This is a genomic window from Micromonospora sp. KC723 (assembly GCF_004348595.1).
In the GTDB taxonomy this organism is placed as follows: domain Bacteria; phylum Actinomycetota; class Actinomycetes; order Mycobacteriales; family Micromonosporaceae; genus Micromonospora.
In genome coordinates this window covers 26,923-52,563 of sequence record NZ_SMKD01000001.1, presented here as the reverse complement: position 1 = coordinate 52,563, position 25,641 = coordinate 26,923, and the positions used below count along the sequence as shown (strand labels likewise).

Sequence of the window (25,641 nt, the reverse complement as noted above, 5' to 3'; positions counted from 1 at the left end):
AGGGGTCCTCACGTCGGGATGAAGTGGTGATGGGTCGCCGACCGGGCCGGCCACCGCGCCGGAACGCGGTACGCCGGTCGGGCGGTGCCGGCATGGCCGGCCCGATCGGCAGAGGAAGCTAGAGCGTCGGTACCGGCTCGGGCTCGGCCGCGCGGACCGAGCGGACGGCCGCGGAATCGGTCGAGAGCGCGACGACGTGGTGGTAGAGCTGCTCGGGAGTGAACCGGATGTACGACGGCGCCCCCGCCCGGCGTTCGTACCGGTGCAACGACACGAGGAAAACCAGGACGTACGCGGTGCCGAGGGCCAGGAAGGCCGCCGACCAGCCGGCGATGACCACGTGTTCGCCCCGGACCAGCCGGACCACGGCGAGTCCGAGGCCGGCCAGGTTGACCGCCGCGAACAGCTGGTACGCGGCCTTCAGCCGGCCGCCGCCGGTGCGTCCGGTCCGTTTCCGGCTGACTCCGAACGACCGATCCGGGTAGAACAGGCTGCCCAGGGCGGTGATCATTGGCAGGGTGTCCGCGATGCCGAAGGCCTCGCTGTGGACCAGGTGGTAGTGACCCCGGCCGAACACCACGACGGTCCAGATGGATAGCACCGTGAACAGCAGGAACGCGAAACCGTACCAGGCATACGGGCCGTGCACCGGCGGTACGCCGGTGATCAGCGCGGCGATCGGTGCCACCAGGTAGAGCACCCGGTTCGGGCCCTGTAGATGGGTGACCATCGCGCTGAGGTAGTTCAACCGCTGGAAGGCGCTGAGCCCGCGCACCCGCAGCGGGGAGTCCGGGTGCCGGAACAGCAGGCGGAGGCTGCCCGCGGCCCAGCGACGTCGGGTCCGGTAGTACTCCTCCAGGTTCTCCACCTCCAGCCCGTAGGCCAGCGGCATCCTCAGGTAGACCGACCGCCAACCCCGGGCGTGCAGGCGCAACGAGGTGTGGATGTCCTCGGTCGGGGTGTCCGGCGCGAAGCCGCCGACCGAGTCGATCGCGCTGCGCCTCAGCATCGCCGAGGTGCCCGTGTAGATCGCGCTGTTGGTGCTGTTCTTGGTGGGTTGGATGCCGCCGTAGAACATGCCCTGCTCGTGCCAGCCGGCCGCCCTGCCCCGGCGGTGCCGGAACGTGAAGGACTCGGTGTTGTAGAACGACTGCGGAGACTGGACGAACCCGACCCGCGGGTCGTCGAAGTAGCCGAGGGTCTGCTCGATGAACCCGGGAAGTGGCACGTGGTCCGCGTCGAGCGTGACGATGAACTCGGCGTCGGTCGCGGTCAGGCCATGGTTGAGGTTTCCCGCCTTGGCGCCCTCGTTGCCCGCCCTCGCCAGGTACTCCGTGCCGAGCCGCCGGGCCATCTCGCGTACCTCGGCCCGGTCGCCGTCGTCGAGGACGAACACCCGGCGGACACCGCGCAGCCGGGTGGCCCCGATGACGGTCGGTTCCAGAACGGACAGCGGCTCGTTGGCCGTGGGAATCAGGACGTCAACCGACCTCGGCGCACCGGCGGCCCGGGGCACCGGACGGGCGCTCCGGCGCAGGGTGACGACGAACATGATCGCCGTGGTCAGGCCGAAGATCTCCGCCAGCCAGGCGACCGGCCCGTACCAGACGCCCCAGTTGACGACCGCCGTCCGCCAGACGACGTACATCGCGGCCAGGGCCAGGAAAGCCACGAAGAGCAGCGGGAAGTAGCGGGGATCGCGGTCCGCGACCTGTCGGACGCGGTAGGGGTTCAGGGTGGTCATCCCTGCCTCCTGGGTGTCGGTGGGGCCGTCATGCCGGTGGTGGTCGCGGTCGTCACCTGGTCGGGGCGGGTGACGAGGCCGGCGAGGTGGCGGTGCAGGGTGGGGCTGGCGGCCAGCACGCCGGTGTTGAGCGGGGATACCGCGGCGCCGGCCTCCCGTGCGATGAGGGCGCCGGCAGCCCAGTCCCAGGTCGCCAGCTCGTCCTCGTAGTAGGCGTCCCAGCGGCCCGCGGCGACCCAGCACAGCGCGAGGGCGGCGCTGCCATGGCTGCGGATGTCCCGGGCCCGGGGAAGCAGCGACGCGACCGTGCTTGCCTGCCGGGCCCGGGACGTCGGGTCGTACGCGAAGCCGGTGGCGACCAGCGCCGTGGCCAGCGGCACCGGGTCGTTGACCCTGATCGGCTTCCCGTCTAGCCGGGCGCCTTGGCCGTGGATCGCGGTGAACAGCTCGGTCAGCACCGGGTCGTAGACCACGCCGACGACCGGTCGCCAGGCGGGTCGGCCGTCGGGTTCCGCCCCCACCTGCCGCTCACAGGCGATGCTCACCGCATAGTGCGGCAGACCGTAGAGGTAGTTGGTGGTGCCGTCCATCGGGTCGACGACCCAGCGCAGTCCGGTGCCGCTCGGGCGCGTCGCACCCTCCTCACCCACCAGGCCGTCGTCTGGCCTGGCCCGGCCGAGCACCGCCACGACGGCCCGCTCCGCCGCCAGGTCCGCCTCGGTGACGGGATCGGTGTCGGTGGACTTGTGGTGCAGCAGCCGTACCGCGCCGGCCTGGCGAAGCAGCACCGCGCCGGCCGCGTGGGCGGCCTCGACGGCCACGTCGACGAGTTGGCGCTCCTGTTCCGTCGGCACGTCAGCCCTCCGGGAGGGAGAGGGGCGTCGCGCTGACGCGGCGTGCTTCGGCCAGGACCCGGTCCCGGTACGCGGCCGTCAGCCGCAGTGCCGGCGGAAGCACCGTGCAGTGCCGCACGCTGTCGTCGTCGTACGGCAGCATGACCCCGGCGATCGGCAGGACCTCGACAGCCGCGTCGCGACCCAGCAGCGCGGCGACGGTGGGATCGTCCCACCGTGACCGCGCGTCGACGGTCACCCCGACCACCAGGCGGTGTTCACCGGCGACCGTACCCCGCACCACGGCGAGGGAAGCGCCGGCACCGGCAGCCCGGGCGACCTCGCGGCGGAAGTCGAGGTACGCCTCGTTGGCCTCGAAGTCACCGAGCGCCCCCGCCAGTTCGACGTCCGTCCCCGGCCACTTCCGCAGGAAGTACCGGTAGTTGGCCGTCTCGGTCCGTCTGTTCGCGGCGACGCTACGCACGTGGGGCAGGTGTATGCCGAGGAAGTCACGGCCCATGACGATCGGCGTGGCGGTCCGGCACACCCGGTAGGCCCACTCCAGGTCCTCCACGCCGTAACCGTGGAACCCGGGGTCGAAGAGCAGGTCATGGCGGGTGACCAGGACTCGGGGCAGGGCTACCAGCGCGGTCCAGGCGAAAGACCAGGGAATGACGTGCCGGGCGGCGAGGCGCGGATCCGCCTGGACGGGATCGCCGGCCCCCAGGTCGTCGAGAACCTTCCGGTAGTGCTCGTACGGCTTGACCTCCACCTCGACGACGTCGCCGGTGTTGTTGTCGTAGTCGATCATCTGGCCGACCACGCACACCTGCTGCCCGTATGCGAAGTGCTGGTCGTAGAGGTTCTCCAGGCACCACGACGGCAGCGCCATGTCGACGTCCATGAGCACCAGCACGTCGCCGGCCGCCTGCCGGATGGCGAGGTTCCGGGCATACCCGACCTGCCATGGTCGTGACGCGAGCACCGAGACGAGAGTGAGCCGGTCGGCGTACTCGCGGCACAGCGCCAGATACTCGTCGTCGAGCTCCAGCACGCCGACGACGACCTCGAACTCGCCCGCGTCGAGGGTCTGGTCCGCCAGGGCCGCGAGCGCGATCCGCAGGTTGTCCAGTCGGTTCCGGTACGGGATGACGACGCTGATCTTCGGGTCAACCATCACCGTCTCCAGGGGTCAGCAGGACCTTGCAGCTCGCCTCGTCGGTCGATCCCATCGCCTGGCCGGCGATGTCACAGCCCAGCGCCGCGAAGCCCTTCCGGTGGTCGTCCAGAGGCAGGACGTGGGTCACCAGGCGCCCGGTCGGGATCCGGCCGGAGGTGACGAGATGGAACGCCTCGACGAACGAGCCGTGCAGGGAGTCGATCGAACCGATGACGGAGAGGCTGCGGTCGGCCAGCAGCATCGTGTCGATCGACGCCCGCTGCCGCTTCAGGCCGATGGACATGAACGTGCCGCCGCAGGCCAGCTCCGGAAAGAGCGGCTCCAGCATGACCGAGGTGGTGTCCACGACGACGTCCAGCGGGGCCTTCGGGTCGCCGAAGAACGCCGACCGCGCCTCGTCGAGTGAGGCGTACGCCCGGGTGCCGGTGGGAAGCCGGTCCCGCGCGAACTCCAGCCGGGCCGGTGAGCGTTCGACGACGACCGGTGTCAGGCCGCTCAGCGAGAGCGCCCAGGCGTACAGCAGACCGAGGGGACCGGCGCCGAACACGTAGGTGAACGCGGACAGCGACGGCGGTCGGATCTTCCGGACGCCGGCCAGGACGCAGCTGAGCGGTTCGGTCAGCGCTGCGGCCTCCAGGCTGATGTGGTCCGGTACGACGTGGACGAACGCGGACGTGGTGCGGTACCGGCCGGCGAATGCGCCGTCGTAACTCACCCCGCTCTCGGTGCCGTGCTTGTTGACGCAGTGGTTGATCCGTTGGGTCCGGCACATACGGCAGCGGCCACAGAATGGCGTCGGGTTGATGACCACCCGGTCCCCGACCCTGACTTCGGTCACGGCCGGGCCGATCTCGGCCACGACGCCGCTGGCCTCGTGCCCGAGGGTCACGCCGGGGACGGCCACCGGATAGGTGCCCGAGACGATGCCGAGGTCGGTGCCGCAGATTCCGCAGAACTTCACCTCGACCACCACGTCGTCGTCGCCGACCACGTGCAGGTCGGGCACCTCGCGGAGCTCGACGTTCCACGGACCGAGGTACGTCAGTGCTCTCATGACTGGAGGATCTCCTTCTCGTACGCGCGCAGGGCGTCGCTGAGGCGGACGAGGAGTTCGCCCACCTCGTCCTCGGTGATGATCAGCGGGGGGCGGACCTTGACTGTCCTGCCGAATCCGTATCGGCTGCCGCGCAGGATCAACCCATGCCGTTTCGCCACCTCGATGAAGGTCCGCACGTCGAGACTGGTGGGCAGGTCGAAGGCCTGCATCAGGCCGACCCCCCGGACGTTCGACATGCAACGGAACCGGCGGGAGAGGTCGCCGAGCCCGCGCAGCAGCGGCGTCGAGACGGCGACCACGTTGGCCAGCACGTCGTGGTTCCTGATGTATCTGATCGTCTCCTCCAGAGCGACCAGGGCGAGCGGGTTCGCCCCGGAGGTGGTGGAGTGTTCCCAGGGTTCGAGCACGTCAAGGTCCGGGCGCATGAGCACGCCGGCGACGGGGATGCCTACTCCGCCGGCCCCCTTGGCGAAGGTGATGAGGTCCGGCCGCAGGTCCGCGGCGAATCCGGTGGAGGCGAAGAACGACCCAGTTCGGCCGAAGCCGGTCTGCACCTCGTCGGCGATGATGAGGACGCCCAGCTTGTCGCAGGACTCCCGGACGGCGGCGAACCAGCCGTCGGGCGGCACGATGTTGCCGCCGTTGCCGAGCACCGGCTCGACGATCAGGGCGGCCACCCGGCCGCTGGAGGCGTACTCGACGAAGTCCTCCAATCGCTGCGCGCAGAGCATGCCGCAGCGGTCGGGGGTCTGGGCGTAGAAGCAGTTCGCGCAGTCGGGCGCGGGGATCTTGACGGAGTTGGTGAAGGGGAGCGAGAAGCTCCGGTGCCGGAATGCGTTCCCGGACACGCCGGTCGACCCCACGGTCTGACCGTGATGCGACAGGAACAGCGAGAAGATGTCGGTCTTACCGGTGGCCTTCTGCGCGATCCGGATCGCGCCCTCGTTGGCGCCGGATCCGGTCACGTCTCGGAACCAGAAGGACTTGATGTGGGCCGGAAGGAACTCCCGCATCGACTCGAAGATGTCTGCCGACTTGCTTCTCGTGAAGTCCGAGGAGAGGTGGGAGCAGCGGTCCAGTTGCTCGTGTAGGGCTGCTATGACCTCCTTCGCGGAATACCCCAGGGAAAGGTTGAACGTTCCTGAGGCGCAGTCGATGTATCGCGTTCCCTGGGCATGCAGGTAGATTCCCTGGCCCACGTATCCACTTAATGCTGTCGATGGCGTCTGAGTCACCGCAGAAGTCATTGGTCGCTCCTTTCGTGTCGAGGCGGCGGACGCGGCCGTGAGGCGGGCCGGTCTGCGCCGCCACTGAGCTGCGGCTCCGTGTATCCGCAGCTCACCTGACCTGTGAGGCCGCAGGTCAGGTGCGGTGTGGCCGTCTCGGGTGGTCGGCTGGAGCGAGGGCTCGGTCGAGGCCGGTCGACCTTGCCTCCGCACTCCAGATTGATTCACCCGCGTGTTGCCTCCGGTTTGCCGGCCGCAGTTGGAAGCGCTCCCATGGGTGCCATTAGATTGCGCTTCCGCCGAATGGGTGTCAAGGCGTATATCGGCCGAGCCGGTGCCCGGAGTGGCCTTGGGCAGTAGTTATGTCGCCAAGGAAAGGCATGTGTCATGGGTCACGTGAGTGGTGTGCGGACGCTCGCGTTCCTGGATTTGTCCGCGCGCTGTTCCCGCATGTTTCTCGCGGGTTGATCAGACATTTCCGCCCCGAGAACGAATTGTTTCGGCGAATGGCTAAAATGTGGCCTGACTGCTGGTGCGGCATGAGGTGCCGTAAACCCGTCGATATGTTTCACGATCATGGCCGGTCGAAACCGGGGCGATCCGGGCGTGGCCGTCGCCAGGCATGCCGACCGGCGGTACTCGGCGACCGGAGTTGAGGGGTTGGTTGCTTCCGGGCTGGCCCGCTGGGGGCGGCGCGGAGTCCGCTGACCGGCCGGTCAGCGAGCACAGGGCGGGGCGTACGGTACGTTCGGCAGGTACTTCTCCCACTCCCCCCGACTGATGTCGTCACCGGTCGTGGCGCATACATACGCCGCCACCTGCTCGGGGTCGACGTTCCACAACCGGGCCGTCCGGTCCGCGCCGCCGGTCACGAGGACCGGATCCTTGCTCTCGAAGGCCACCACGTAGATGGGCACGCGTCCGTAGGCACACGACGAGGACGAGGAAGCGTACGAGTCGTACGTCTCCGACAACGACGCGGGACGCCGGCAGCCTTCCGCCTCTCGCGGCCGGGTCTGGTTTCCGATCCACCGTGAGGACCGCAACCCGCCAGAGCCGGCGAGTCCACGGGCGCTGACCCAACATCGGGGCTACAGGAGCGCCTGCCGGTCGGCCCAGTCACGCGCCGCGGCCGCGATTGCTTCCGGCTGGTCCTCGGGCGCGTGGTGGCCGGCGGGGCCGAGGTGTTCGATGTCGAGTCCGGCAATGTTGGTCGCACACCGGACGACCAGTTCGGGTTCCATCATCGCCCCTGGGCCGGGGTCCCGACCTCACCTATGCCCCAGCCGCCATTGCTGCGCGTTACCACGCCGCGGCGTTGATGACCGACCGCTTCGTCCACCACACCGCAGTCATCTCCCTCGAGGGCGACAGCTACCGACTCAAAGACAGCGAACCTCGGCCGCGTCCCCCGCACCCCCATGGCCCGTTGCTTGACCCGGGCCGCCGGCTGCCCGCACTTCGGGCAGTATCGCGCCTGCTCTCATCCGGTGGAACAGTCCACCACCGGGTCACCGGTAGTGTCCGGCTAGACCCGCTCGACCACCAGGCGGTCGAACCAGCAGCGGGCATGCGGCCTGGAGCGGGGTGCCGACGGAGGTTCGATCGCCAAGTGAGTCTCATCCAGTTGCCGGTGCACCTCGAAGGAGGGCAACCATGTCCAGTGACCGTCTCATGCGCATCCACAGCGCCGAGTTCCAGGCCATGGCCGAGAGGGTCCTGCGGGTCACCGAACTCACCTCCCGCCTGAACGTCCTACCTTTCGAGGACGAAGAGGGCAAGGCGGAACTGTTCGAACAGATCCTCGGCCGGCCGCTGCCGGCGAGGGTCACGATCTATCCGCCCTTCTACACGGACCACGGCCTTCACCTGGACCTCGCGGAGCGCGTGTTCATCAACCAGAACTGCACGTTCCTGGACTACGCCGGCATCCGGCTCGGCGAACGCGTGATGGTCGGCCCGAAGGCCACCTTCATCACCGTCGGTCACCCGGTCGATCCTGAGGATCGACGGGGGTGGCTGAGCGGCGCACCCATCGACGTGGCGGAGAACGTATGGATCGGCGCAGGTGCCACGATCCTGCCCGGCGTCAGCATTGGCCGCGATGCCGTGGTCGCCGCGGGCGCGGTCGTGGCCGATGACGTTCCGCCGGCAAGCCTGGTGACCGGCAGTAAGGCCACCCTGCGTCGGCGGTGGTGACGAACTCTTCGGGGTCACCGACTCCAACCCGATCCAGGGTTCCACCGTGTGGATCTTCCTGCGCGCCCCCGATTCGGTGGGTGGCCGCGGGGCCGCCCTGGCCCGCCGCCGGCCACCCACCGCAACCTGACAACCAGCCCTTCTCGGCTAGCGGGCGGCCGCCTCCAGCAGTTCCAGCGCCAACTGCCGCAGCTCAGGTCCAGCCTTCTCCGGGCTCCCGGTGTCGAACGGCGGATCCGGGTCGTACTCGACGGCGAGCTGTAGGGCCTGCGCCACCCGATCGCCGGCCAGCTTGGCTGCCAGGTGCAGTGCCATGTCGATGCCCGCGGAGACACCCGCCGCAGTGATGATCTTGCCGGACTCGACGAACCGGCCAGGAGTGATGACCGCCCCGAACGTTGCCTCCAGGTAGGAGCGTGACGCCCAGTACGTGGTGGCCGGCACCCCGCGCAGCAGGCCCGCCGCACCGAGGATCAGGGTGCCGGTACAGACCGAGGCGGTCCACGTCGTCCGCCGGTGCATGCGCCGTACCCAGTCGACGATCTCGGCGTCGCCCATTGCCGCGATCACGCCGCGATTGCCGGCACCGGGCACGAGCAGCACATCCGCGTGCCGGACCTGGTGCAGCGCCCGGTCGGCCACCAGTCCCAACACGCCGGTGTCGGTGCGCAACTCACCGGCCCGCTTGGCCACCGTCACCACCTCGGCGTCCGGCACCCGGCACAACACCTCGTACGGGCCCACCGCGTCCAATGCCGTCAACCCGTCGTACAACAGGATCACGATGCGCGGACCCTTAGCCCGCTCCGACTGGCGACGGTCCGCGACCGCCGGGACCGCCACCCCGGTCGCGCCCAGTCCCGCTCCCACGGCACCGGCCGCCGCTGCCCGCAGCACCGCCCGCCGCCCACCATCCACACTCGCCACCACTGAGCCCCATTCTCCGGCAACACCTTCTGCGGTTAGTCGGTCCGGAACTCGGGCCAGTTCCCGACCGTGCCACAGAGGTCGAGGACCAGTCGTGGCGGGGAGACGCAGGGTGGTCACGGCAGCGAGGGCTCGTGGACGACGCGATCGGACACCGTGGGCGGGATCGGCACGCCCGCCGGGATCAGGCGTGCGGCCTCCGTCATCGGGGCCAGACCGAGGTCGGCCAGGGCCGTCACGCCGGTTGCGGCATGGTCACCATCGGTGAGCGCGAGCGTCCGTGCCCACTGGTAGCGGCAGCCGGCGGCGCGGAACGCCGCCGCGGCGAGCATCCGGTCCCGGTCGCCGTCGAGCAGGGCCTCTGCCCGCTCCAGGTGGGCGCCGGCGATCGGATTGCCGGCCACGATCGCCCGGGCGGCGGCGATCCAATGGCGTGCTTCTGGGTTCACGGTGAGCGCGGCTGCCTCGGCACGCAGCGCGAGGTACCAGTGCCGCCACACCCAGACGACCCGCTCGTCCATCTCCTCGGGCTCGGCCAGCAGCCCCGCCAAGGCCCGCTCGGCCAGACCGTGGTGAAGCAGCACGATCGCGTCGAACACCCTGTTGTAGCCGGCCTTCTGCTCTGGTGCCGTCTCGAGTCCGTCGACGATGGCCAGCCACTCGGCTCTCGCCCCGTCGTCACCACGCAGGCCGTGGACCATAGCCACCGCGGCCGCCGCCATAGCGAGGTGGGGTGCGTGCCGGCTCCCGGAGCGTTCCCACGCGTCGAGGAACCGCCTGCTGCTGGCGAGCACCTCGTCGACGTTGCCGATCAGCGCATCCGCCACCAGCAGCCGGGACGTGGCGAAGTCACCCCGTTCGGCCAGTAGCGGCAAGTCGCGGAGCTGCTCGCCCCACCGGCGTGCCCCCGCCAGGTCGCCCACCCCGACGCAGGTCTCGGCCGCCTCGGAAAGCGCGTTCGCCCGCTCGTGCGCGCTGGCGGGCGTCACCGGCCCGGCGGCGAGCAGCTCGACTCGCCGACGGGTCGCGTCCGTGGTGGCGAAGGTGTCGCCCGCCCAGCACAGGGCAGCGGTGAGCGCGTCGAGCGCCGCGCTCTGGGCCAGCGGATCCCCGGTCCGGTCGGCCAGGTCGACTGCCCGCTGGGCCAGCGCGACCGCCTCCGGTACGGCCGTTTCCGGCTCGACCCGGTCGGAATCGACGGCGTCCGTGCGAACCCGCCACCGCTGCGGCGGACCGGAGTGCAGACTCCGCGGCGGCCGGGTCGCCGGTGAGCGATGCCGCCTGCTCGTACCGCTGCTGCGCCTCGCCGACCAGATTCCTGGTGAAGGTCAGCTGAGCCAGGGACAGTGCCAACCCGCAGGCATCGGCGCGGTGATCGGGCTCGTCGGCCGCCCAGTGGAGGGCGGCCCGGATGTCGTCGGCCGCCGCGTCGAACGTGGCCCGCCACCCACCGGTGCCCGGCGGGGTGATCCGCACCAGCTCGGTGGCGGTCGCCAGGCACCAGCCCAGGTGGCGAGAACGGACATCGACGAGCTCGCCGGCGTGGGTCAGCTGCTCCACTCCGTACTGGCGGATGGTCTCGACCGTGCGATAACGGGTACCTCCGGCGGACGGTGTCGCCGTCAGCAGGCTCTGTTCGGCGAGGCGGGCCAGCCCGTCCATCACCGCGGCCGGTTCGAGCGGTGCGAACCCGGCGACCTGCCCGGCGGCGTCTACCGTGAACGGAGCCACGAACACCGCGATGCGACGCAGCAGCGTACGGTCGGCCGGCTCGAGCAGGGCGTGGCTCCAGTCCAACATGGCCCGTACCGACCGGTGCCGGTCGGTTGCCCGGGCGCCGCCGGTCAACAGCCGCAGTTGGTCGGAGAGCACGTTGGCGAGGCCGTCCAGGCCGAGCGTGGGCAACCGGGCGGCCGCCAGCTCGATCGCGAGCGCCACGCCGTCCGGGCCACGGCAGATCTCGGCGGCCTGGTCGCGCTGCTCCGGCGCCACCGTCGCGCCCACCGCCGCCGCCCGGTCGAGGAACAGGGCGACCGCGTCCGAGTCGCTGTCGCCGGCGAGTGACAGCGGCGGGATGGGATGGACACGTTCGAACGGCACCATCAACCGGGCCCGGCTGGTGGCGAGCACCGTGACCCGCGGGCAGCCGGCGAGCAGCCGCTCCAAGAACGGCGCGACGCCGTCTCGTACATGCTCACAGTTGTCCAGCACGAGCAGGGCGTGCCGGTCGGCCAGCGCGACGATCACCGACTCGTCCACGCCACGACCCTGCTGCTCGCCGATGCCGACAGCCCCGGCCACCGCCGCTCCGACCATCGCGGGGTCGGTCACCGGGACCCGATCGACGAACCACACTCCGTCGGCGAAGTCGCTGGCCACCTCCGCCGCGGCCGCCAGCGCCAACCGGGTCTTCCCCACCCCTCCCGGGCCGACCGCGCTCACCTGCCGGTGCGCGGTGACCGCCTCGGCCAGCGCCGCCCGCTCTCGTGCCCGGCCGACGAACGAGGTCACCGGCGCCGGCAGTCCCGGGGCGACCCTGCCCCCGCGTGCCGCCCGGCTCCAATCTGCCGCGAGCTGCGCGAGCCCTCGCCGATCCGACGCACCGAGTTTGCGCAGCAGCGAGGACACGTGCGTCTCGACGGTGCGTACGGAGATGAACAGGCGGGGCCGATCTCCGCATTGCTGAGGTGCTCCCCGAGCAGGGACAGCACCTCAGCCTCCCGGACCGAGATCCCTCCCTGAGTCACCACGGGCTTCATCCTGCCCTACCGGTGGTCGGCTCCGTGGTGGTCCCCGTGGTCGCCACGGATGTGTCCCCGGTCTGTGCTGGGAGAGGCTCTACCCGTGGTCGTCACCGGCCACGTACCGAGCAGATTCCCAACTCGGATGACCCGCCAGCCTCAGGAGCGATCATGACGAACTCTTCCACCCAGGGGATCAAGACCGTGCTGCATCCCGTCTCCGACCTGGCGGCGGCCAAGGCGGTCTATGCCGCCCTGCTCGGGGTCGCGCCGCAGACCGACAGTTCCTACTACGTCGGCTTCGAGGCCGAGGGTCAGCAGATCGGACTGGTTCCGGGCGGTGGACCGCAGGGGATGACCTCACCGGTGACCTACTGGCACGTGCCGGACATCGAGGCGAAGCTGGCCGAGGTGACCGCCGCGGGCGCCACCGTCAAGGAGCCCGTGCGCGATGTCGGTGGTGGCCGCCTGGTGGCTACCGTCGCCGACCTCGACGGCAACATCCTCGGACTGCTCCAGGACGAATGACAGCGGCCCCTCGCGCTCGGTGCTCGGCGTCAGCACGTCGCCGAGCATCGGCCGGGTCGGTCACCACCACCAACGTGCCCGTGGACAGCCGTCGGGCCTCGCCACCGCCGGACGGACAGCGAACCCGGCCGGTTGGAATTGGATAGCAACCAGTAGGAGAGGGATTCCATGAAGGACGCGAAGAAGCCCGTCAAGAACGCCACCGCGACCGGCCGGGCGTACGAGGGATTCAGCGACGAGGAACGCGCCGCGATGAAGGAGCACGCCGAGGAGCTGAAGGCGGCCACGCGGCGGGGCCCGCGCGCGGCCAAGGCGGACGGGGAACGGGACGTGCTCGCGAAGATCGCCGAGATGCCCGAGACGGACCGGGTCATGGCCGAGCGGCTGCACGCCATCATCAGAGCCACCGCGCCGGTCCTGTCTCCGAAACTGTGGTACGGGATGCCGGCGTACGCCAAGGACGGCAAGGTCGTCTGCTTCTTCCAGAGCGCCCAGAAGTTCAAGTCGAGGTACGCGACGCTCGGCTTCAACGACACCGCGAACCTCGACGAGGGCACCATGTGGCCGACCGCCTTCGCCCTGACGCGGTTGACCCCCGCCGACGAGGCGAGGATCGCCGGGCTCGTAGAGCGAGCGGTGAGCTGTGCTCACCCGGCCCGTTGAGCAGGTGTGCGTTCTGGTACGGCGAGAGGGCGCTGATGTCTGTCATCACCGACAGGTCACCGGCGCCCTTCGGGCTCATCGCCGGAGGCGTGGTCGGCCTCTCGACGGCAGCCGCCTTCTTCCCGGCACGACCGGCAATCTATCTTGCCATGGACAAGATGATTCTCGCCTGGAATCTTTACAGCGGCTAGTCTCGCACCGGAGGGCGGATCATGGCTCCCCTGATCTCACTGCTGCTCGGCTTCGGCGCCGCCCGTCTGGCCGGCCTGCTCGGCGTGGCCGGTCTGGACGGCTGGCACCCCGCGCTGCGGGTCGGCCTCGCGTTGATGTTCGTCGTCACCGGCGTGGCCCACTTCGTTCCGTCGTTCCGCGGCGACCTGATCGCGATGGTGCCGCCGCCGCTGCCCCGCCCCGACCTACTGGTCACCGCGACCGGCATCCTGGAGTTCGCGGGTGCCGCCGGCCTGTTGGTTCCGACGACCGCGCGGTGGGCCGCCGCCGGGCTGGCGCTGCTCATGGTCGCCATGTTCCCGGCCAACATCCACGCCGCCCGGCGCAAGCTCACCCTTGGCGGCGAACCGGCCACCCCGCTGGGCTTGCGAAGCGTGGAGCAGGTGCTCTTCATCGCCCTGGCGGTGGCCGTCGTCGCGGGCTGAACCACAGCGCGGCCGGTGGGCGTTGAGTCGGGCTGCCTGACGGGTCAGGTGGTCGCGTTCGGCGAGGTTGGGTGCCTCGTGGGCCGCTTCGGCGTACAGCCGTGCCGCCCTGACCAGGTCGCCGTCGCGCTCGTGGAGGTACGCCGCCGCCGCGGTGTGGCGGGGCACTCCTCGATGCTGGTACGACCCATTCTGGTCACGTTCACCACGGGGACGGCGCAAGCTACCGGATCTCGACATCCCTGGAACACCTTCGGCAAAGGCGTACGCGAGCGGCGGGATACGCGGCCGGCCGGTCCTTCCCGGAGAAGCTTCGGCTTGCCCCGTCGCTCGGCGGCACGAGACCCTGGTCCTGCATCCGGCGAGCACATCCCACCTTCAGCTCGGCGCCGGCGGACTGAGCGCCGTCGGCATCAGCGCCGGCGCCATCCGCATCTCGGTCGGCATCGAAGACGTGGACGACCTGCGGCCCATCGACGCCGGGCGTTGTCCACGGTGTGGGGCTGGTACGAGACGAGACCTCCGGCGAGGTGCGAGGTGCTGACGCCCACCACCAAACCGGAGGTCCCAGGGCCCACCGTAACGCCCGACTGACCGTGCTCGGCCGGTGGTCGTCCGAAACCGTTTCACGAGGGACTCAAGCGATCGCCTCCTGGCCCTCGCGTACCACGAACTCGCCGGTGCCGATGGTGCCGAACTGAGCCTGACGCAGGACGAGCGACAGCGCGCCGGCACCCTTGTTGAGCGTCTGCGACTCGGTGATCCGGTACGTCGCGGGGATACCGCCGTCGGCGAACAGGCGTTTGCCTTCACCGACGAAGACCGGTACCTGTAGCAACCGATAGGTGTCGACCAGCCCGGCGTCGTGCAGGGCGCGTGCCAACTGCCAGCTCCCGTGCACCTGCAGCTCACCACCCGGCTGCTCCTTGACACGCCGCACCTGTTCGATGATGTCGCCGCGTAGGACCGTGGTGTTCCCCCACGCCGCGTCACTGTCGGACAGGGTATTGCTGACGACGTACTTCCGTCCCCTGTTGAGAACCGTGGCCACGAGGTTGTGAGGATCGGTCACCTGTTGCCAGTACCTGCGCATCACCTCGAAGGTGGTGCGGCCCAGGAGGATGGCGTCGGCCTTGGCCATCCATCCCTCAACGGGGCTGAGCTGGCCGGCGTCGCTGTGCGGCACGAGCCAGCCACCTCGCTCGAAGGTGTTGCGGGAGTCCTCCTCGGCGCCGGCCGGGCCCTGCATGACGCCGTCGAGACTGATGAAGGCATGAACGATGAGTTCCATGACTCTCTCCTGACATGTACACGATCAGTGACGCATTGCTTTGCGTGCACGCGGGAAGGCATCAAGAACGCCTACGGCTCCCATCGTCGCGTACGACGTGACGGTGGGAGGGCGGATGCCGGAACGCGCCGAGATCGAGGTGCTGCTCATCCTCGTCGGAGCCGTAACCTCGGGATCGCGCCCGCCGGCCACCGCCAGATCATCGAGCGGGACAGCGGCTTGGTGGGCGGGTCGATCGGTCTGTTCTGGCCGCCCATCGACGGCGCGCTGGAAATCCGGTACGGCGTCGTGCTCTCCCGGTGTGGCCGCGGCCATGCCCCCGAGGCCGTACGTGCCCTGTCCGAACGCGCCTTCACCGCACCGGGCGTCGACGGCGTCTACGCCAACGTGGACCTGTCGAACCCTGCCTCGGTCCGGGTTCTGGAGAAGGTTGGTTTCCAGCGGACGCGCACCGAGCAGGACATCGCGCGGTACCGCGTCGTACCACCCGCCCGGCAGTGACCGCCTGAGGGGGTCGGCACCGGTTCACCGCTGCCGACCCCCTCATCGCCGCCCGGGGATGTTCACCCTGGCGCAGATCTCGCGGTTCCTCGTCGCGATCCCCGGCGACGCCGAGTTGCGCGAGCGGATGGCGCAGAAGGCCGAAGCGTTGGAGCAGGACCTCGCCCGGCTCACCCGCATGCGAGACAGCCTCCGGCACGCCTCCGCCACGCCTCCGCCTGCACCCACACTCCACTCATCGAGTGTCCCGGGTTCAAGCCCCGTATCCGGGACGGGAACGCCGTGCCGACCACGTACCCGGGGTCGTCGCAACCGGTGGTCGCGACCACTGCGGGTAGTTCCCACTGAGGGGTGGCCGACGAGATTGGCCGCTGTGCGATCACGACCACCGGCCCCGGTCCCGGGCGTCCAGCTTTCGTCGCGCTCGCACACACCTCGACCCCGGGTGCTGCCCACCGCCGGCCCCTCGTTCCCAGCGCGATCGTCGGGAGTCTCTTCGTCGTATTCGACCACGGCGTGGACGGCTACGCGGGTCGCTGTAGGCACCGGAGGGGTGGGCCGACCACGGTCGGGATGACCGTGGTCGGCGATGGCGGTGCGACGAGACCGGGACTCGAACAGAGCCCACCCCCCCGGCGTTCTCAGTGGCGAGCCGGATCCCCACCCACCGTCACGCTCGGCGGCAGGTGGGACACGGCTGCCGCCGGGTGACCGGTCGTCGGTTCCACGAACCCGGCGAACATCTCGGCGCATCGCTGCTGGTGCAGGTCGAGGTCGGGTCCGAACAGCTCACGGATGCCGGTGAAAGCGCGGCCGAACCCTTCGGCGTCCTCCTCGTCCACGAGTCGGGCCAGGTCGCGTAGTCCGGCCGCCAGTGCCGCCCGGGCCGACGGGGCACAGGGGTTGGCCGCCTGCACGTCCCAGTACACCTCCGGGCTGTTCGACAGCAGCCGGGCCAGCAGCGCCAGCATGGTCCGGTGCGGCGGTGGCGCGGTCGCCGAAAGCGTCCCGACGGGCACCTGCAGGGACTGGAGCGCCAGCCCGAAGGCCAGCACGGCGGCGTGGGTCAGCGCCTGGCTGGCGGCCACGACCCGATCGTGCTCGGCCGCCGTCATCGCGACCACCCGCGCGCCCCAGTCGGCGAGCACGCCCACGAGCGAGTCGGCCCGCGCGCCGCCCTGTGGGACGACGGCGACCACCGGTCGCCCGGACATGCCCAGCGCGGGGGAGAACATCGGGTTGAGGCTGACGAACTGCCGGCCGGCGGGCGCGACGGCGGTCACCCTGCTCTTGACCGACGACGTGTCCGCCAACAGGGCGTCGGCGGGCATGGCTGCGGACACCTTCGGCAGCACCGCGCACACCACCGGCTCCGGCAGGGCGAGCACGACCAGGTCGGCGGCACCGACCACCTCGGTGAGCGCGGTCGACGGCGCGGCGATGTCGGCCACCAGGTGCGTCCATCGGGAACGGCCGGCTTCACGCCGGCCGACCGGCTCGGCCACGAGATCGACCACGGTGACGTCCGCGCCGTCGCGCCACAGCGACTCCGCCATCATGCTGCCCACAGCACCCGCGCCACCCACCACGACGCAACGTCGCAGCCCGGACGGGATCATGACCGGTTGTCCGCGGCGCTCAGTTGTTCCGCCACCGCGGGTTTGCCGGCCACCGCCACCAGCGCGTTGATCATGGCACGCGACTTGATTGCCGTCTCCTGGAACTCCTCGTCCGGATCGGACAGTGACACGATCGCCCCGCCCACCCCGAACGACACGCCGTCGGGGGTGCTGACCAGCGTACGGATGACGATGCTCAGGTCGGCCGCCCCACTCAGCGAGAACCAGCCCAGTGACCCGGAGTAGACCCCGCGCGGACCCTCCTCCAGCCGGTCGATGATCTCCATCGTGCGCACCTTGGGCGCTCCGGTCATCGAACCGCCCGGAAAGGCCGCCCGGACACAGCTCACGGCCGTTTCGCCGGGGCGTAGCCGGCCCCGGATGGTGGACACGAGCTGATGCACCGACGAGTAGGTCTCGACGTGGAACAGGCGCGGAACGTGTACCGAACCGACCTCGCAGACCCGGTTCAGGTCGTTGCGGACCAGGTCGACGATCATGAGGTTCTCCGCCCGGTCCTTTTCCTGCCCGAGCATCTCCAGCCGCAGCCGTTCGTCCTCGTCCGGCGTCGCGCCGCGCGGCCGGGTGCCCTTGATCGGCTTCGACTCCACGACCCGGTCGGCACCGATCGACAGGAACCGCTCCGGTGAGGCGCTGAGCACCGCCACGTGTGGAAAGTCCAGCAACGCCCCGTACGGCACCGGGCTGATCTGGCGCAGGTGCAGGTACGTCTCCAACGGGTCGACCGTCGTCGGCACCTCGGCCATGTTGGTCAGGCAGATCTCGTACGACTCGCCCTGGCGGATCTCCTCCAGGCAGGCGTCGATGCGCTTCAGGTACCCGTGCTTGCTGTGCCGCAGCTCGATTCCGAGCCCGGTGGCAGCGTCGGTGAACGTGCTGCCGTGGACGGGTGCCGTTTCGTCCAGTGTGAGCTGCTCCGGCAGGGTGGCGAGGCGGGCGGCGGTGTCCGACAGCCAGGACTCCGCCGGCCCGGGGTCGTCAGGCTGGGCCAGGGTGAGCAGGTACGACCGGTGCGTCCGGTGGTCCAGCGCCAGCATCCGATCGACGAACAGCAGGGCGGCGTCCGGTGTGCTGGCGTTGTGCGCCTGGTCTCCGCCGGCCTCCGCCTTCAGCTCGTAGCCGAGGTAGCCCACGTAGCCGAGGTTGAAGTCGAACGGCAGGTCCGGGTGCATGGGGATCGCCCGGGAACGCAGCTGGTCGTCGAGGTAGTCGAAGAAACGACCCCGCTCGCGACGCGTCGTCCCGCCCCGGCTGATGGTCAGCTCCTGCCTGTCGAGACGGTAGGTGAGGTACTCGGCGAGCGGGCCGGCGCCGTTGCCCAGGAAGGAGAAGCGGGACAGCCCGTCGATGACCTGCCCACTGTCCAGCCAGAACCCGTGCGGCCCGGCGGCGAAGAGCTCGCGGTAGGCCGTCGCGGGATCGGGGAGGAACGGCAGCTCCCGCACCAACAGCGCGTACGCGGCCTCGGTGGGCGCCGCAGTGTGTGCCGCCGGCAAGGGTTCCGTCCGCGGGCCGGGAACCGGTGCCGCCGCGGGAGAGGCATCCGGCCGACGTGTGCGGTGGGCCAGCGCCAGGTCGCGGAAGTTCGCCAGCAGCCCCCGCCCGTGCTCGCTGCTGATCGACTCCGGATGGAACTGCACGCCCCACACGGGCCGGGAGCGGTGCCGGACGGCCATCAGGAGGCCGTCGGCGGTCCGCGCGGTCTCCACCAGGTCGTCTGGTAGATCGGTGACCAGGAGTGAGTGGTAGCGCACCACGTCGATCGGCGACGGCAGCCCGGCGAACAGATCGGTGCCGTCGTGGTGGACCGCGGAGATCCGGCCGTGCATGGGCTCGGGGGCCAGACCGACCGCGCCGCCGTACAGGTGGCAGATTCCCTGGTGGCCGAGGCAGACACCGAGGATCGGAAGCTCGCTCTGCCTGATCACCCGGGCGCTGAGGCCGAAGTCTCGTTCCCGGTCGGGCCGGCCCGGCCCGGGTGAGATGACCACGGCGTCGAAGGCGGCGAGGTCCGCCATGGGGAGATCGGCGTCATTGGGCACGACCACCGGTGGCTCGCCGTTCACTTCGCCCAGTAGCTGGAAGAGGTTGTAGGTGAACGAGTCATAGTTGTCGACCAGCAGGGTACGCATGATGACCCCTCCCTTCCTCAGCGGTCCTGAGCTCCGATGACCATGTCCTCGATGCGACAGGTCTCGGCGATGATGAGGTCGTAGAGCCGGCGCATGAACTCCCGGTCGATGCCGTGCCGGTCCGCGAACGCGGCGGCGCGTTCCTGGACGATGCCGATGCGGTGCGGTTGCATCATCGGTACCGCGTGCGCGCGTTTGACGTGCCCGATCCGGACGCAGCAGGCGATTCGGGCCTGGAGCCGGTCCAGCAGTTCGGCGTCGATCCGGTCGAGCTCCGCGCGGAGCCTCTCCAGTTCCGGTGGCGGTGCCACCGGACCGCCGGGCGACCCGGTGATGGTGTCGTTGGTCACGTCCTACCTTCCGATCGGGGTGCCGTGGGTGAGCCTCGGCCGGCCGCGTCCACAGCGGAACGCAAGAGGCGCGATCGTGACTTCGCGGTATCGAGGTGCAGCTCACGAGCGATCGCAGCGATCAGACCAGAGTGGGTTGTTGACCGAAAGCGCCCGAAGCGCAGCTTGATCAAACCAACCAACTGATCAATCTGAATGGCGCGCAATGATTCTTCTGCACCAATAAATAGCGATTGCGAGGAATGTCGTTGTGTGGTTACACGTTGCCCTGTCTGGACTACTATCCGCAGTGGACGGCGTAGTGGAAGTTGCGCCATCGCGCCCGCCTCCGGCCCTGCCGCCATCCGACGGTGTATCGCGGCGCAGGTCGGGGCGCATCGCGGAGGCACGATGATCCGGGGGGACTAGGCATGGGCCGACCGGAGCGGCCGGTGGATCCTGCGGGTGGACCGATCGCGGCGTTCGCCCTCGATCTGAGGCGACTCAGGGAACAAGCCGGCAATCCGTCGTACCGGAAGCTGTCCGGGCGGGCGAACTTCTCGCCCTCGGTGCTGTCCGCCGCGGCCAGCGGCTTCAGCCTGCCCACCCTTCAGGTCACCCTCGCGCTGGTGGAGGCATGCGGTGGCGACCGGGAAGAATGGGCCCGACGCTGGCGGGAGGTTGCCGGGTGGGAACGACGCTCCCGATCCCGCCAGCGGCGCACGCCCGAGGCGTTCGCCGTCGGCGAGGACATCGCCTCCGAACACCGGCGGGTTGCGGAGGCCGCGCCGCTGATCCCGGCCCAGCTACCGGTCGGGCCACGGCACTTCGCGGGGCGGGGCGCCGAGCTGGCCAGACTGAGCGGCTTCGTCCTCGGCGGCGGCAACCGGACACCCTTGATGATCAGCGGCCCAGTCGGTGTCGGCAAGAGCGCCCTGGCCATCCGCTGGGGCCAGCAGCACGGTGCGCACTTCCGGGACGGGGTGCTGTATGCCGATCTGTCCCAGCAGATTGACGCGCGCGACATCGTCACGCACTTCCTCCAGACCCTCGGCTGCCACCGCGACCAGATCAACACCAGCGAGCAGCACCGGTCCGCCCTGTACCGGTCACTACTGGCCGACCGCCGGGTGCTGGTGCTGCTCGACAACGCCGTCGACGAGGCGCAGGTCCGCCCGCTGCTGGCCGGATCGTCCGGCAGCCAGGTCCTGGTCACCAGTCGCGACCGGCTGGCCGGGCTGGACGGCGTGGAACGCCTCGCCCTCGACGCCCTGCCGCTGGATCAGTCGCTCACGCTGATCGGAGCGGTCGTCGGGCCGGAGCAGGTGGCCGCCGAGTACGAGGCGGCCTGTCAGCTCGCCGAGCTCTGCGACCACCTGCCGCTGGCACTCTGGACGGCTGCCGGCTGTGTCGCGATGCGGCCGGGCTGGAGTCTCGGCTACGCCGTCGAGCAGCTCCGGGACAGGTCCCGCAGGTTGGCGCAGTTCGACTGTGGGGAGATGGCACTGGGCAGAAGGCTGCGTGACACGTACGCAACCCTGGATCCGCTGCCCGCCTCCGCCTGGCGGGTGATCTCGGCGACGCAGGGGTGCGAACCCGACGCCAAAACACTGGCCAGCAGGATGCGGCTGTCGTGGCACGGCGCCGAGGAGCTGTTGGAGTCCCTGGTCGACGTCGGTCTGCTGATCGGCACGCCAGTGCCCGGCAGCTACCGGATGCCCGTCCTGTTCCGGCTCTTCGCCGCCGACATGGCCGCGCAGCAGACGTTTCCGTTGCACTTCGGGCCCACCCCGATGGTGGCTCGGGCCGGCTGAGCCCGCCACCAACCCTCGGGGTGGGCCACCTCTCACTCCCCCGAGGGGGAGACCGCCGTTTCCTTCACCGGCACCCGGTCAGGCGCACCCGTCGCCACGACCTCCGCGTGCGGGGTACGGCCGAGCAGACGCTCGTTGACAGCGACCACCAGGGGGGACAGGAGCCCGGCGGCGGCCATGAAGATCAGGGCACTACGGCTGTCGAAGCGCTCGACCAGCCAGCCGGAGACGGCCACGCCGGCGGAGCTGCCGACCGCGATCGACGAGGCGATCCAGGCGAACCCCTCAGTGACCGAGGACTTCGGTACGACGTTGGACAGCACGGAGTAGATACCGATCAAGGTGGGCGTGATGGCAAGGCCCGCGATCACCGCGAACGGCACCATCCACCAGAAAGAGGCCGCGAAGATCAGGGGCAGCGTACCCACACCCAGCAGCACCGCCGTGCCCAGCAGGCGCCGGACCAGGGGGATGTTCCACGTGATGCCGCCGTAGACCAGGCCGGCGATCATGCCGCCGAGGATCGTCAGGCCGATCAGGATGCCGCCCAGACTCCGGTTGCCCTGCTCGTCGGCGAAGGCGACGAGAGCCACGTTGCTGGCCCCGAGCCAGGCGCCGAGCGCCAGGCAGACCAGCAGCAGCGCCCGGAGCCCCGGCTCGCTGATCGCGCCCCTGCGCGGGCCGGCGGGGACCGGTGCCAGTTCGGGTTGCGTGGAACGCTGCAGCGCGAGCGCGGTCCAGCCGACCAGCACCATGCCGAGGATGACCAGCATGCTGGCGGTCGGCGCGAGGTATCCCGCGAGCAGCGTGACGATGACCGGCCCGGTCAGGTAGATGATGTCGTCGATGAACGCCTCCAGGGCGTACGCCGTGGACTGCCGGGGTGTGCCGCCGACCAGGGCCGTCCACCGGGCACGTACCAGCGAGCCCAGGGGTAGCCCGGACGCGCCGAACACCGCGGCGGCGGCGAAGAGCGTCCACAGCGGGGCGCCCAGCCGGGTCAACAGGACCAGTGCGATCAGGCCGCCGGCATGGACGATCAACGCGGTGAAGATCAGCCAGCGTTGGCCGCGCCGGTCGGACAGGCGGCCCAGCGCCGGCACCGCGAACGCGTTGGAGAGGGTCACCACGGAGCCGATGGCGCCGGCGGTGGCGTACGAGCCGGTGGCGGCAAGCACCAGGAGCATGGCGGCCAGCGCCCGCATCGAGATGGGAAACCGGCCGATCAGGCCGGCGATGACGAAGCCGGGAGCACCGCGGATCTTCAGCAGTTCCCGGTACGCGCCCAGAGACTTGCCTATGCCAATCTTCACCGGCCGAATCCTTTCCTCGCCGCACACTTGTGGAATTTCCGCACGTCTGCGTCGAGTGGTCCGACGCGCGGCGCCGACAGTCGTGAGCTCCCGTCAGCTCGATGCCGGGTGGCTGCGCAGTGCGGCGACCGCCGCCGTGGCGGCTTTGTGTAGCAGTTCCTCAACGCGTACCTCGACGTTCTCGACCTTGGTCTCCCACAGGTGCGCCGGCCGTTCGTCCTGACTGGGGGAGCCGTCAGGATACAAACCGTTGACGCGTAGATCACGCTTGATGGCGCGAACCCGCTGGAGAAGTTGTTCCACCACCCGCTCCCGGGAGGTCACCGCCCGGGCGGTGCTGTAGAAGGCGTCGTAGAGAGCCACGTTCTCATCGGTGGCCTTGCCCAGGGCCAGGCCGTCATTCGCCCGCAGGAGCGAGTCGTCGCTCGGCACGAGTTTCGCGGCAACGGCCACATGCACCCGGTGGTTGGTCCGGCTCGCCTCGATCGTCCGGGCGACCTCCGCCGGGGCCGGTCGGCTCCGGTAGGCCGCCCGCAGCGCCTGCAGCTTCGCCATGACCGGGACGTAGTCAACAGCCCAGCGGCCGGAGAAGGAGCGGTGCTGGAGTGCCATCGCCGGGCGGATCAGCCGGGCGTAGGCCTCCCGGGTGGGCACCCCGGCGTAGATCAGCAGTGCCGAGTAGCCGTCGAGCAGCGCCGCGGCGTTACGGCAGGCGGTCGGCAGCTCCTCGCCGAGCACCAGGCCCAACTCGTCGTCGAGCAGTTGCCACAGCGCCGACGACGCCTGGTTGCCGATGATCCAGCGGAACCACAGGAGTTGGTCGGTCGAATCCGGCTCGGGATCCAGCGGAGCGTCGGCGTCGGCATCCAGCAGCGACTGCTGACGCAGCACCCCACTCATGTCCCCGCAGAGCCACCGCAGTCCGGGCGCGGGCAGCGTCAACGGCATCAGGCCGTACGGGTAGCCACCGAACTCCCATTCCGGCAGACGCCGTTCGGCGGTGGTGGGCAGCGTCACGGTCAGCGTCCCTCCTCGACTGGTGACAGCGGTGCGCGCAGGACGTACGAGAAGAGCACGCACATCAGCATGCGTTAATCTGTCACCAATAAGACCACTCGAATAATGTGCGCCGGGTCGTATCGGACGGCACTCGCGGCAATTTCGGTGCAAACCATCGGGAGCGTACAGCAGGGCCGGCGGGCGCGCCAAGACCTCAAGGGTTGGTGGGGCCGCCTGCCCGGTGCCGCCGCAGGCAGTCGTGGTGCGGTTGTTTGATTGGTCGGAAAGCCAATCAATTCCGATGATCGCGCGCCGGTGGGAATGATCGCGAAGGCCTTGACTCGACGCCAGGGGCCCCGTTATACACAGATGGCTCCGCCCGCCCCTCGGCAATTCCGGAGCCGCTGGTTGATCCGCTCACTGATTTTCGTCATCCATGGCGGGCGTCATATTACTGTTGGTCCGACGTCGGGCCTGGGCAGACCCGATGACACCGACGGTTCGGGGATTACGGGGGAGCAGAATGGTCACGACGGTTGTTCCGGAGGCGGTCCCGGCAGCCTCGGCGGGGGTCCGCCTCGCATCCGACCTGGACGTGCTGGGCGCGGAGGAGGTCGAGGCCCTCCGGGCGGCGAACTTCGCCCGTACCGTGGCAGCCGCCCGTGCGGTCGAGGCGGTCAGCGCCCGGTACCCGGAACTGGCCGAGGTGCGTACGCCGGCGGACCTGCCCCGAATGCCGATCCTGACCCCGGCGGCGCTGGCAGCCGGCTCGCCGCCCCGGTCGACCGAGTTTCTCCTCGGGCCGGACGGGGGCATGGTGCTGCGGTCCAGCGGCACCGCCGGCGAGGCCAAGACCATGTTCCACTCGTGGGAGTTCAAGCACCAGGTCGACACTCTCGGCATGCGGGGCCTGCGGGCCCTGTTGCCTGATCCGCCCCGGCGGCTGGCCAACTGCATGTACCCCGGCAACCTCAACGGTGCGTTCATGTTCGTGCTGGGGCTCGCCGAGCGGCTCGGTGCCCTGGCCTTCCCGCTGGGCAGCATCGCCCGCCCGGAGGAGACCGCCGCCGTCATCGCCGCACACCAGGTGGACACCATCGTCGCCAGCCCGGCCTACGGCACGGAGGTGCTCACCTGCACCCCCGCCGACCAGCTCCGGTCGCTGCGTCACTTCCTCTACCTGGGCGAGGCGATCGGCCAGGAGCGGGAACGGCTGGTTGCCGAGGCGCTGCCCGACGTCACCGTGCGATCGGTCGCGTACTCCACCAACGAGACCGGCCCGATCGGCTACCAGTGCGCACGGCAGTCGGGCGCCACCCACCACATCCACGAGGACGCGGTCATCGTGGAGGTGGTCGACCAGGAGACCGGGCGTCCGGTGCCCGACGGTGAGGTCGGCGAGCTGTTGATCACCCCGTTGAAGGACACCGGGATGGCGCTGTTCCGCTACCGGATCGGCGACCGGGCACGCATCGAGACGGCCCCGTGCGCCTGCGGCAGCGCGGCCCGGCTTCTCACCCTCATGGGACGCGCCGGTCAGTCCGCCACCATCGACGTCTGGACCATCTCGGCGGATCAGCTGCTCGCCGCACTGCGACCGCTGGGTGTCAGCGACATCAGTCAGTGTCAACTACAGATCCTGTGGGACTTCCCCCGGTACGCCGTACGGCTGCTGCTGGCTCCGTCGGTCCCGGCCGGCGCGACACCCGAGGCCTTCCTGGAGCAGGCTCGGGCGCACTTCCAACTGAACGCCGTCCTCACCGGGCGACGGAGCGCGAGCGTCACCGTCGAGTACGTCGACCTGGGCGCCTTCGCCCAGAACGAGCGGGGCAAGGTGCCCGTCTTCTACCAGCGGTTCTGAACGACCG

The 25,641-nt window shown here is 69.9% G+C and carries 25 protein-coding genes and 2 pseudogenes; 10 read left to right on the top strand and 17 right to left on the bottom strand.

Features of this window, described 5'->3' with window-relative positions; translation table 11 throughout:
* Positions 1-118 precede the first annotated feature (118 nt).
* From E1165_RS00240 to E1165_RS00210, 7 genes are all read right to left on the bottom strand, one after another.
* Positions 119-1,744 carry a glycosyltransferase gene (locus tag E1165_RS00240; protein WP_132386429.1) on the bottom strand — a complete coding sequence of 542 codons (1,626 nt, stop codon included), beginning with the start codon at positions 1,742-1,744 and terminating at the stop codon, positions 119-121.
* The gene (locus E1165_RS00235) at positions 1,741-2,598 is read right to left on the bottom strand and encodes an inositol monophosphatase family protein (protein ID WP_132386427.1); all 858 of its coding nucleotides are present in this window, start codon (positions 2,596-2,598) and stop codon (positions 1,741-1,743) included. The genes E1165_RS00240 and E1165_RS00235 overlap by 4 nt, the downstream gene beginning before the upstream one ends.
* A 1-nt stretch (position 2,599) precedes the next feature.
* The gene (locus E1165_RS00230; RefSeq protein WP_132386425.1) at positions 2,600-3,754 is read right to left on the bottom strand and encodes a glycosyltransferase; all 1,155 of its coding nucleotides are present in this window, start codon (positions 3,752-3,754) and stop codon (positions 2,600-2,602) included.
* The gene (locus E1165_RS00225) at positions 3,747-4,811 is read right to left on the bottom strand and encodes a zinc-binding dehydrogenase (RefSeq protein ID WP_132386423.1); all 1,065 of its coding nucleotides are present in this window, start codon (positions 4,809-4,811) and stop codon (positions 3,747-3,749) included. The genes E1165_RS00230 and E1165_RS00225 overlap by 8 nt, the downstream gene beginning before the upstream one ends.
* Complete coding sequence (locus E1165_RS00220) at positions 4,808-6,013, bottom strand: aspartate aminotransferase family protein (protein ID WP_207916339.1); 1,206 nt, start codon at positions 6,011-6,013, stop codon at positions 4,808-4,810. The genes E1165_RS00225 and E1165_RS00220 overlap by 4 nt, the downstream gene beginning before the upstream one ends.
* Before the next feature lie 743 nt (positions 6,014-6,756).
* A complete protein-coding gene (locus E1165_RS00215; RefSeq protein WP_132386419.1) occupies positions 6,757-6,957 on the bottom strand; it encodes a hypothetical protein in 201 nt (66 codons plus the stop codon).
* A gap of 174 nt (positions 6,958-7,131) precedes the next feature.
* On the bottom strand, positions 7,132-7,284 hold the full coding sequence (locus E1165_RS00210) for a hypothetical protein (RefSeq protein WP_207916335.1): 153 nt from the start codon (positions 7,282-7,284) through the stop codon (positions 7,132-7,134).
* A gap of 68 nt (positions 7,285-7,352) precedes the next feature.
* Here E1165_RS00210 and E1165_RS30560 point away from each other — a divergent pair.
* Positions 7,353-7,452 (top strand): annotated as a pseudogene (locus E1165_RS30560) (ATP-binding protein); the annotation flags it as partial.
* Positions 7,453-7,696: 244 nt separating this feature from the next.
* Entirely contained in the window at positions 7,697-8,239 is a 543-nt protein-coding gene (locus tag E1165_RS00200) for a DapH/DapD/GlmU-related protein (protein WP_132386417.1), read from the top strand.
* A 147-nt stretch (positions 8,240-8,386) separates the two neighbouring features.
* Here the strand turns inward: E1165_RS00200 and E1165_RS00195 are convergent, their stop codons facing one another.
* The 3 genes from E1165_RS00195 to E1165_RS00190 form a co-directional block, all read right to left on the bottom strand.
* Positions 8,387-9,166 (bottom strand): DJ-1/PfpI family protein, encoded by a 780-nt coding sequence (locus E1165_RS00195; RefSeq protein WP_243704510.1) that lies wholly within the window; start codon positions 9,164-9,166, stop codon positions 8,387-8,389.
* A gap of 116 nt (positions 9,167-9,282) precedes the next feature.
* Positions 9,283-10,041, bottom strand: a complete 759-nt coding sequence (locus tag E1165_RS29350) for a hypothetical protein (protein ID WP_207916333.1) — start codon at positions 10,039-10,041, stop codon at positions 9,283-9,285.
* Positions 10,016-11,794, bottom strand: a complete 1,779-nt coding sequence (locus E1165_RS00190) for a hypothetical protein (protein WP_207916330.1) — start codon at positions 11,792-11,794, stop codon at positions 10,016-10,018. The genes E1165_RS29350 and E1165_RS00190 overlap by 26 nt, the downstream gene beginning before the upstream one ends.
* A 284-nt stretch (positions 11,795-12,078) precedes the next feature.
* On the opposite strand from E1165_RS00190, the gene E1165_RS00185 reads away from it, so the two are divergent.
* The 4 genes from E1165_RS00185 to E1165_RS00175 all read left to right on the top strand — a co-directional run bounded on the left by E1165_RS00185 (position 12,079) and on the right by E1165_RS00175 (position 13,754).
* Entirely contained in the window at positions 12,079-12,435 is a 357-nt protein-coding gene (locus E1165_RS00185; RefSeq protein ID WP_132386415.1) for a VOC family protein, read from the top strand.
* Between the two features lie 168 nt (positions 12,436-12,603).
* A complete protein-coding gene (locus tag E1165_RS00180) occupies positions 12,604-13,098 on the top strand; it encodes an iron chaperone (RefSeq protein ID WP_132386413.1) in 495 nt (164 codons plus the stop codon).
* A 35-nt stretch (positions 13,099-13,133) separates the two neighbouring features.
* The gene (locus tag E1165_RS28710) at positions 13,134-13,289 is read left to right on the top strand and encodes a hypothetical protein (RefSeq protein ID WP_165945080.1); all 156 of its coding nucleotides are present in this window, start codon (positions 13,134-13,136) and stop codon (positions 13,287-13,289) included.
* A 21-nt stretch (positions 13,290-13,310) separates the two neighbouring features.
* A complete protein-coding gene (locus E1165_RS00175) occupies positions 13,311-13,754 on the top strand; it encodes a DoxX family membrane protein (RefSeq protein ID WP_132386411.1) in 444 nt (147 codons plus the stop codon).
* A 12-nt stretch (positions 13,755-13,766) separates the two neighbouring features.
* Here the strand turns inward: E1165_RS00175 and E1165_RS29345 are convergent.
* Positions 13,767-13,922, bottom strand: a pseudogene (locus E1165_RS29345) (RNA polymerase subunit sigma-24); the annotation flags it as partial.
* Here E1165_RS29345 and E1165_RS29340 point away from each other — a divergent pair.
* A complete protein-coding gene (locus tag E1165_RS29340; RefSeq protein WP_207916327.1) occupies positions 13,909-14,298 on the top strand; it encodes a PLP-dependent transferase in 390 nt (129 codons plus the stop codon). The pseudogene E1165_RS29345 and the gene E1165_RS29340 overlap by 14 nt on opposite strands.
* 93 nt (positions 14,299-14,391) lie before the next feature.
* Here E1165_RS29340 and E1165_RS00160 read toward each other — a convergent pair whose 3' ends face one another.
* Positions 14,392-15,045 (bottom strand): dihydrofolate reductase family protein, encoded by a 654-nt coding sequence (locus tag E1165_RS00160; protein ID WP_132386409.1) that lies wholly within the window; start codon positions 15,043-15,045, stop codon positions 14,392-14,394.
* On the opposite strand from E1165_RS00160, the gene E1165_RS30285 reads away from it, so the two are divergent.
* Positions 15,028-15,546, top strand: a complete 519-nt coding sequence (locus E1165_RS30285; RefSeq protein WP_132386408.1) for a GNAT family N-acetyltransferase — start codon at positions 15,028-15,030, stop codon at positions 15,544-15,546. The genes E1165_RS00160 and E1165_RS30285 overlap by 18 nt on opposite strands.
* A gap of 641 nt (positions 15,547-16,187) precedes the next feature.
* Here the strand turns inward: E1165_RS30285 and E1165_RS00150 are convergent.
* Genes E1165_RS00150 through E1165_RS00140 form a run of 3 tightly spaced genes read right to left on the bottom strand, consistent with a single transcriptional unit; the run spans position 16,188 to position 19,668 of the window.
* Positions 16,188-17,114, bottom strand: coding sequence for a prephenate dehydrogenase/arogenate dehydrogenase family protein (locus tag E1165_RS00150; RefSeq protein WP_256370624.1), 927 nt, complete (start codon positions 17,112-17,114; stop codon positions 16,188-16,190).
* A gap of 47 nt (positions 17,115-17,161) precedes the next feature.
* Positions 17,162-19,318, bottom strand: a complete 2,157-nt coding sequence (pabB, locus tag E1165_RS00145) for an aminodeoxychorismate synthase component I (protein WP_132386405.1) — start codon at positions 19,316-19,318, stop codon at positions 17,162-17,164.
* Between the two features lie 17 nt (positions 19,319-19,335).
* Positions 19,336-19,668 carry a chorismate mutase family protein gene (locus tag E1165_RS00140; protein WP_243704509.1) on the bottom strand — a complete coding sequence of 111 codons (333 nt, stop codon included), beginning with the start codon at positions 19,666-19,668 and terminating at the stop codon, positions 19,336-19,338.
* A gap of 410 nt (positions 19,669-20,078) precedes the next feature.
* Here E1165_RS00140 and E1165_RS00135 point away from each other — a divergent pair, with 410 nt between their 5' ends.
* On the top strand, positions 20,079-21,461 hold the full coding sequence (locus E1165_RS00135) for an XRE family transcriptional regulator (RefSeq protein WP_132386404.1): 1,383 nt from the start codon (positions 20,079-20,081) through the stop codon (positions 21,459-21,461).
* A gap of 32 nt (positions 21,462-21,493) precedes the next feature.
* Here the strand turns inward: E1165_RS00135 and E1165_RS00130 are convergent, their stop codons facing one another.
* Together E1165_RS00130 and E1165_RS29630 are read right to left on the bottom strand one after the other, a co-directional pair.
* Complete coding sequence (locus E1165_RS00130; RefSeq protein WP_132386402.1) at positions 21,494-22,774, bottom strand: MFS transporter; 1,281 nt, start codon at positions 22,772-22,774, stop codon at positions 21,494-21,496.
* A 93-nt stretch (positions 22,775-22,867) separates the two neighbouring features.
* On the bottom strand, positions 22,868-23,791 hold the full coding sequence (locus tag E1165_RS29630) for a hypothetical protein (RefSeq protein ID WP_243704508.1): 924 nt from the start codon (positions 23,789-23,791) through the stop codon (positions 22,868-22,870).
* A 505-nt stretch (positions 23,792-24,296) separates the two neighbouring features.
* Here E1165_RS29630 and E1165_RS00115 point away from each other — a divergent pair.
* The gene (locus E1165_RS00115; RefSeq protein WP_132386400.1) at positions 24,297-25,634 is read left to right on the top strand and encodes a phenylacetate--CoA ligase family protein; all 1,338 of its coding nucleotides are present in this window, start codon (positions 24,297-24,299) and stop codon (positions 25,632-25,634) included.
* The last annotated feature ends 7 nt before the right edge of the window (positions 25,635-25,641 follow it).

Bases quoted from the DNA above. Each gene is read 5' to 3' on its own strand.
- E1165_RS00240 (WP_132386429.1), bottom strand. From the start codon at position 1,744: ATGACCACCCTGAACCCCTACCGCGTCCGACAGGTCGCGGACCGCGAT.
- E1165_RS00230 (WP_132386425.1), bottom strand. From the start codon at position 3,754: ATGGTTGACCCGAAGATCAGCGTCGTCATCCCGTACCGGAACCGACTG.
- E1165_RS00225 (WP_132386423.1), bottom strand. From the start codon at position 4,811: ATGAGAGCACTGACGTACCTCGGTCCGTGGAACGTCGAGCTCCGCGAG.
- E1165_RS00210 (WP_207916335.1), bottom strand. From the start codon at position 7,284: ATGGAACCCGAACTGGTCGTCCGGTGTGCGACCAACATTGCCGGACTC.
- E1165_RS00200 (WP_132386417.1), top strand. From the start codon at position 7,697: ATGTCCAGTGACCGTCTCATGCGCATCCACAGCGCCGAGTTCCAGGCC.
- E1165_RS00185 (WP_132386415.1), top strand. From the start codon at position 12,079: ATGACGAACTCTTCCACCCAGGGGATCAAGACCGTGCTGCATCCCGTC.
- E1165_RS00180 (WP_132386413.1), top strand. From the start codon at position 12,604: ATGAAGGACGCGAAGAAGCCCGTCAAGAACGCCACCGCGACCGGCCGG.
- E1165_RS28710 (WP_165945080.1), top strand. From the start codon at position 13,134: ATGTCTGTCATCACCGACAGGTCACCGGCGCCCTTCGGGCTCATCGCC.
- E1165_RS00175 (WP_132386411.1), top strand. From the start codon at position 13,311: ATGGCTCCCCTGATCTCACTGCTGCTCGGCTTCGGCGCCGCCCGTCTG.
- E1165_RS30285 (WP_132386408.1), top strand. From the start codon at position 15,028: ATGAACGATGAGTTCCATGACTCTCTCCTGACATGTACACGATCAGTG.
- E1165_RS00160 (WP_132386409.1), bottom strand. From the start codon at position 15,045: ATGGAACTCATCGTTCATGCCTTCATCAGTCTCGACGGCGTCATGCAG.
- pabB (WP_132386405.1), bottom strand. From the start codon at position 19,318: ATGCGTACCCTGCTGGTCGACAACTATGACTCGTTCACCTACAACCTC.
- E1165_RS00135 (WP_132386404.1), top strand. From the start codon at position 20,079: ATGGGCCGACCGGAGCGGCCGGTGGATCCTGCGGGTGGACCGATCGCG.
- E1165_RS00115 (WP_132386400.1), top strand. From the start codon at position 24,297: ATGGTCACGACGGTTGTTCCGGAGGCGGTCCCGGCAGCCTCGGCGGGG.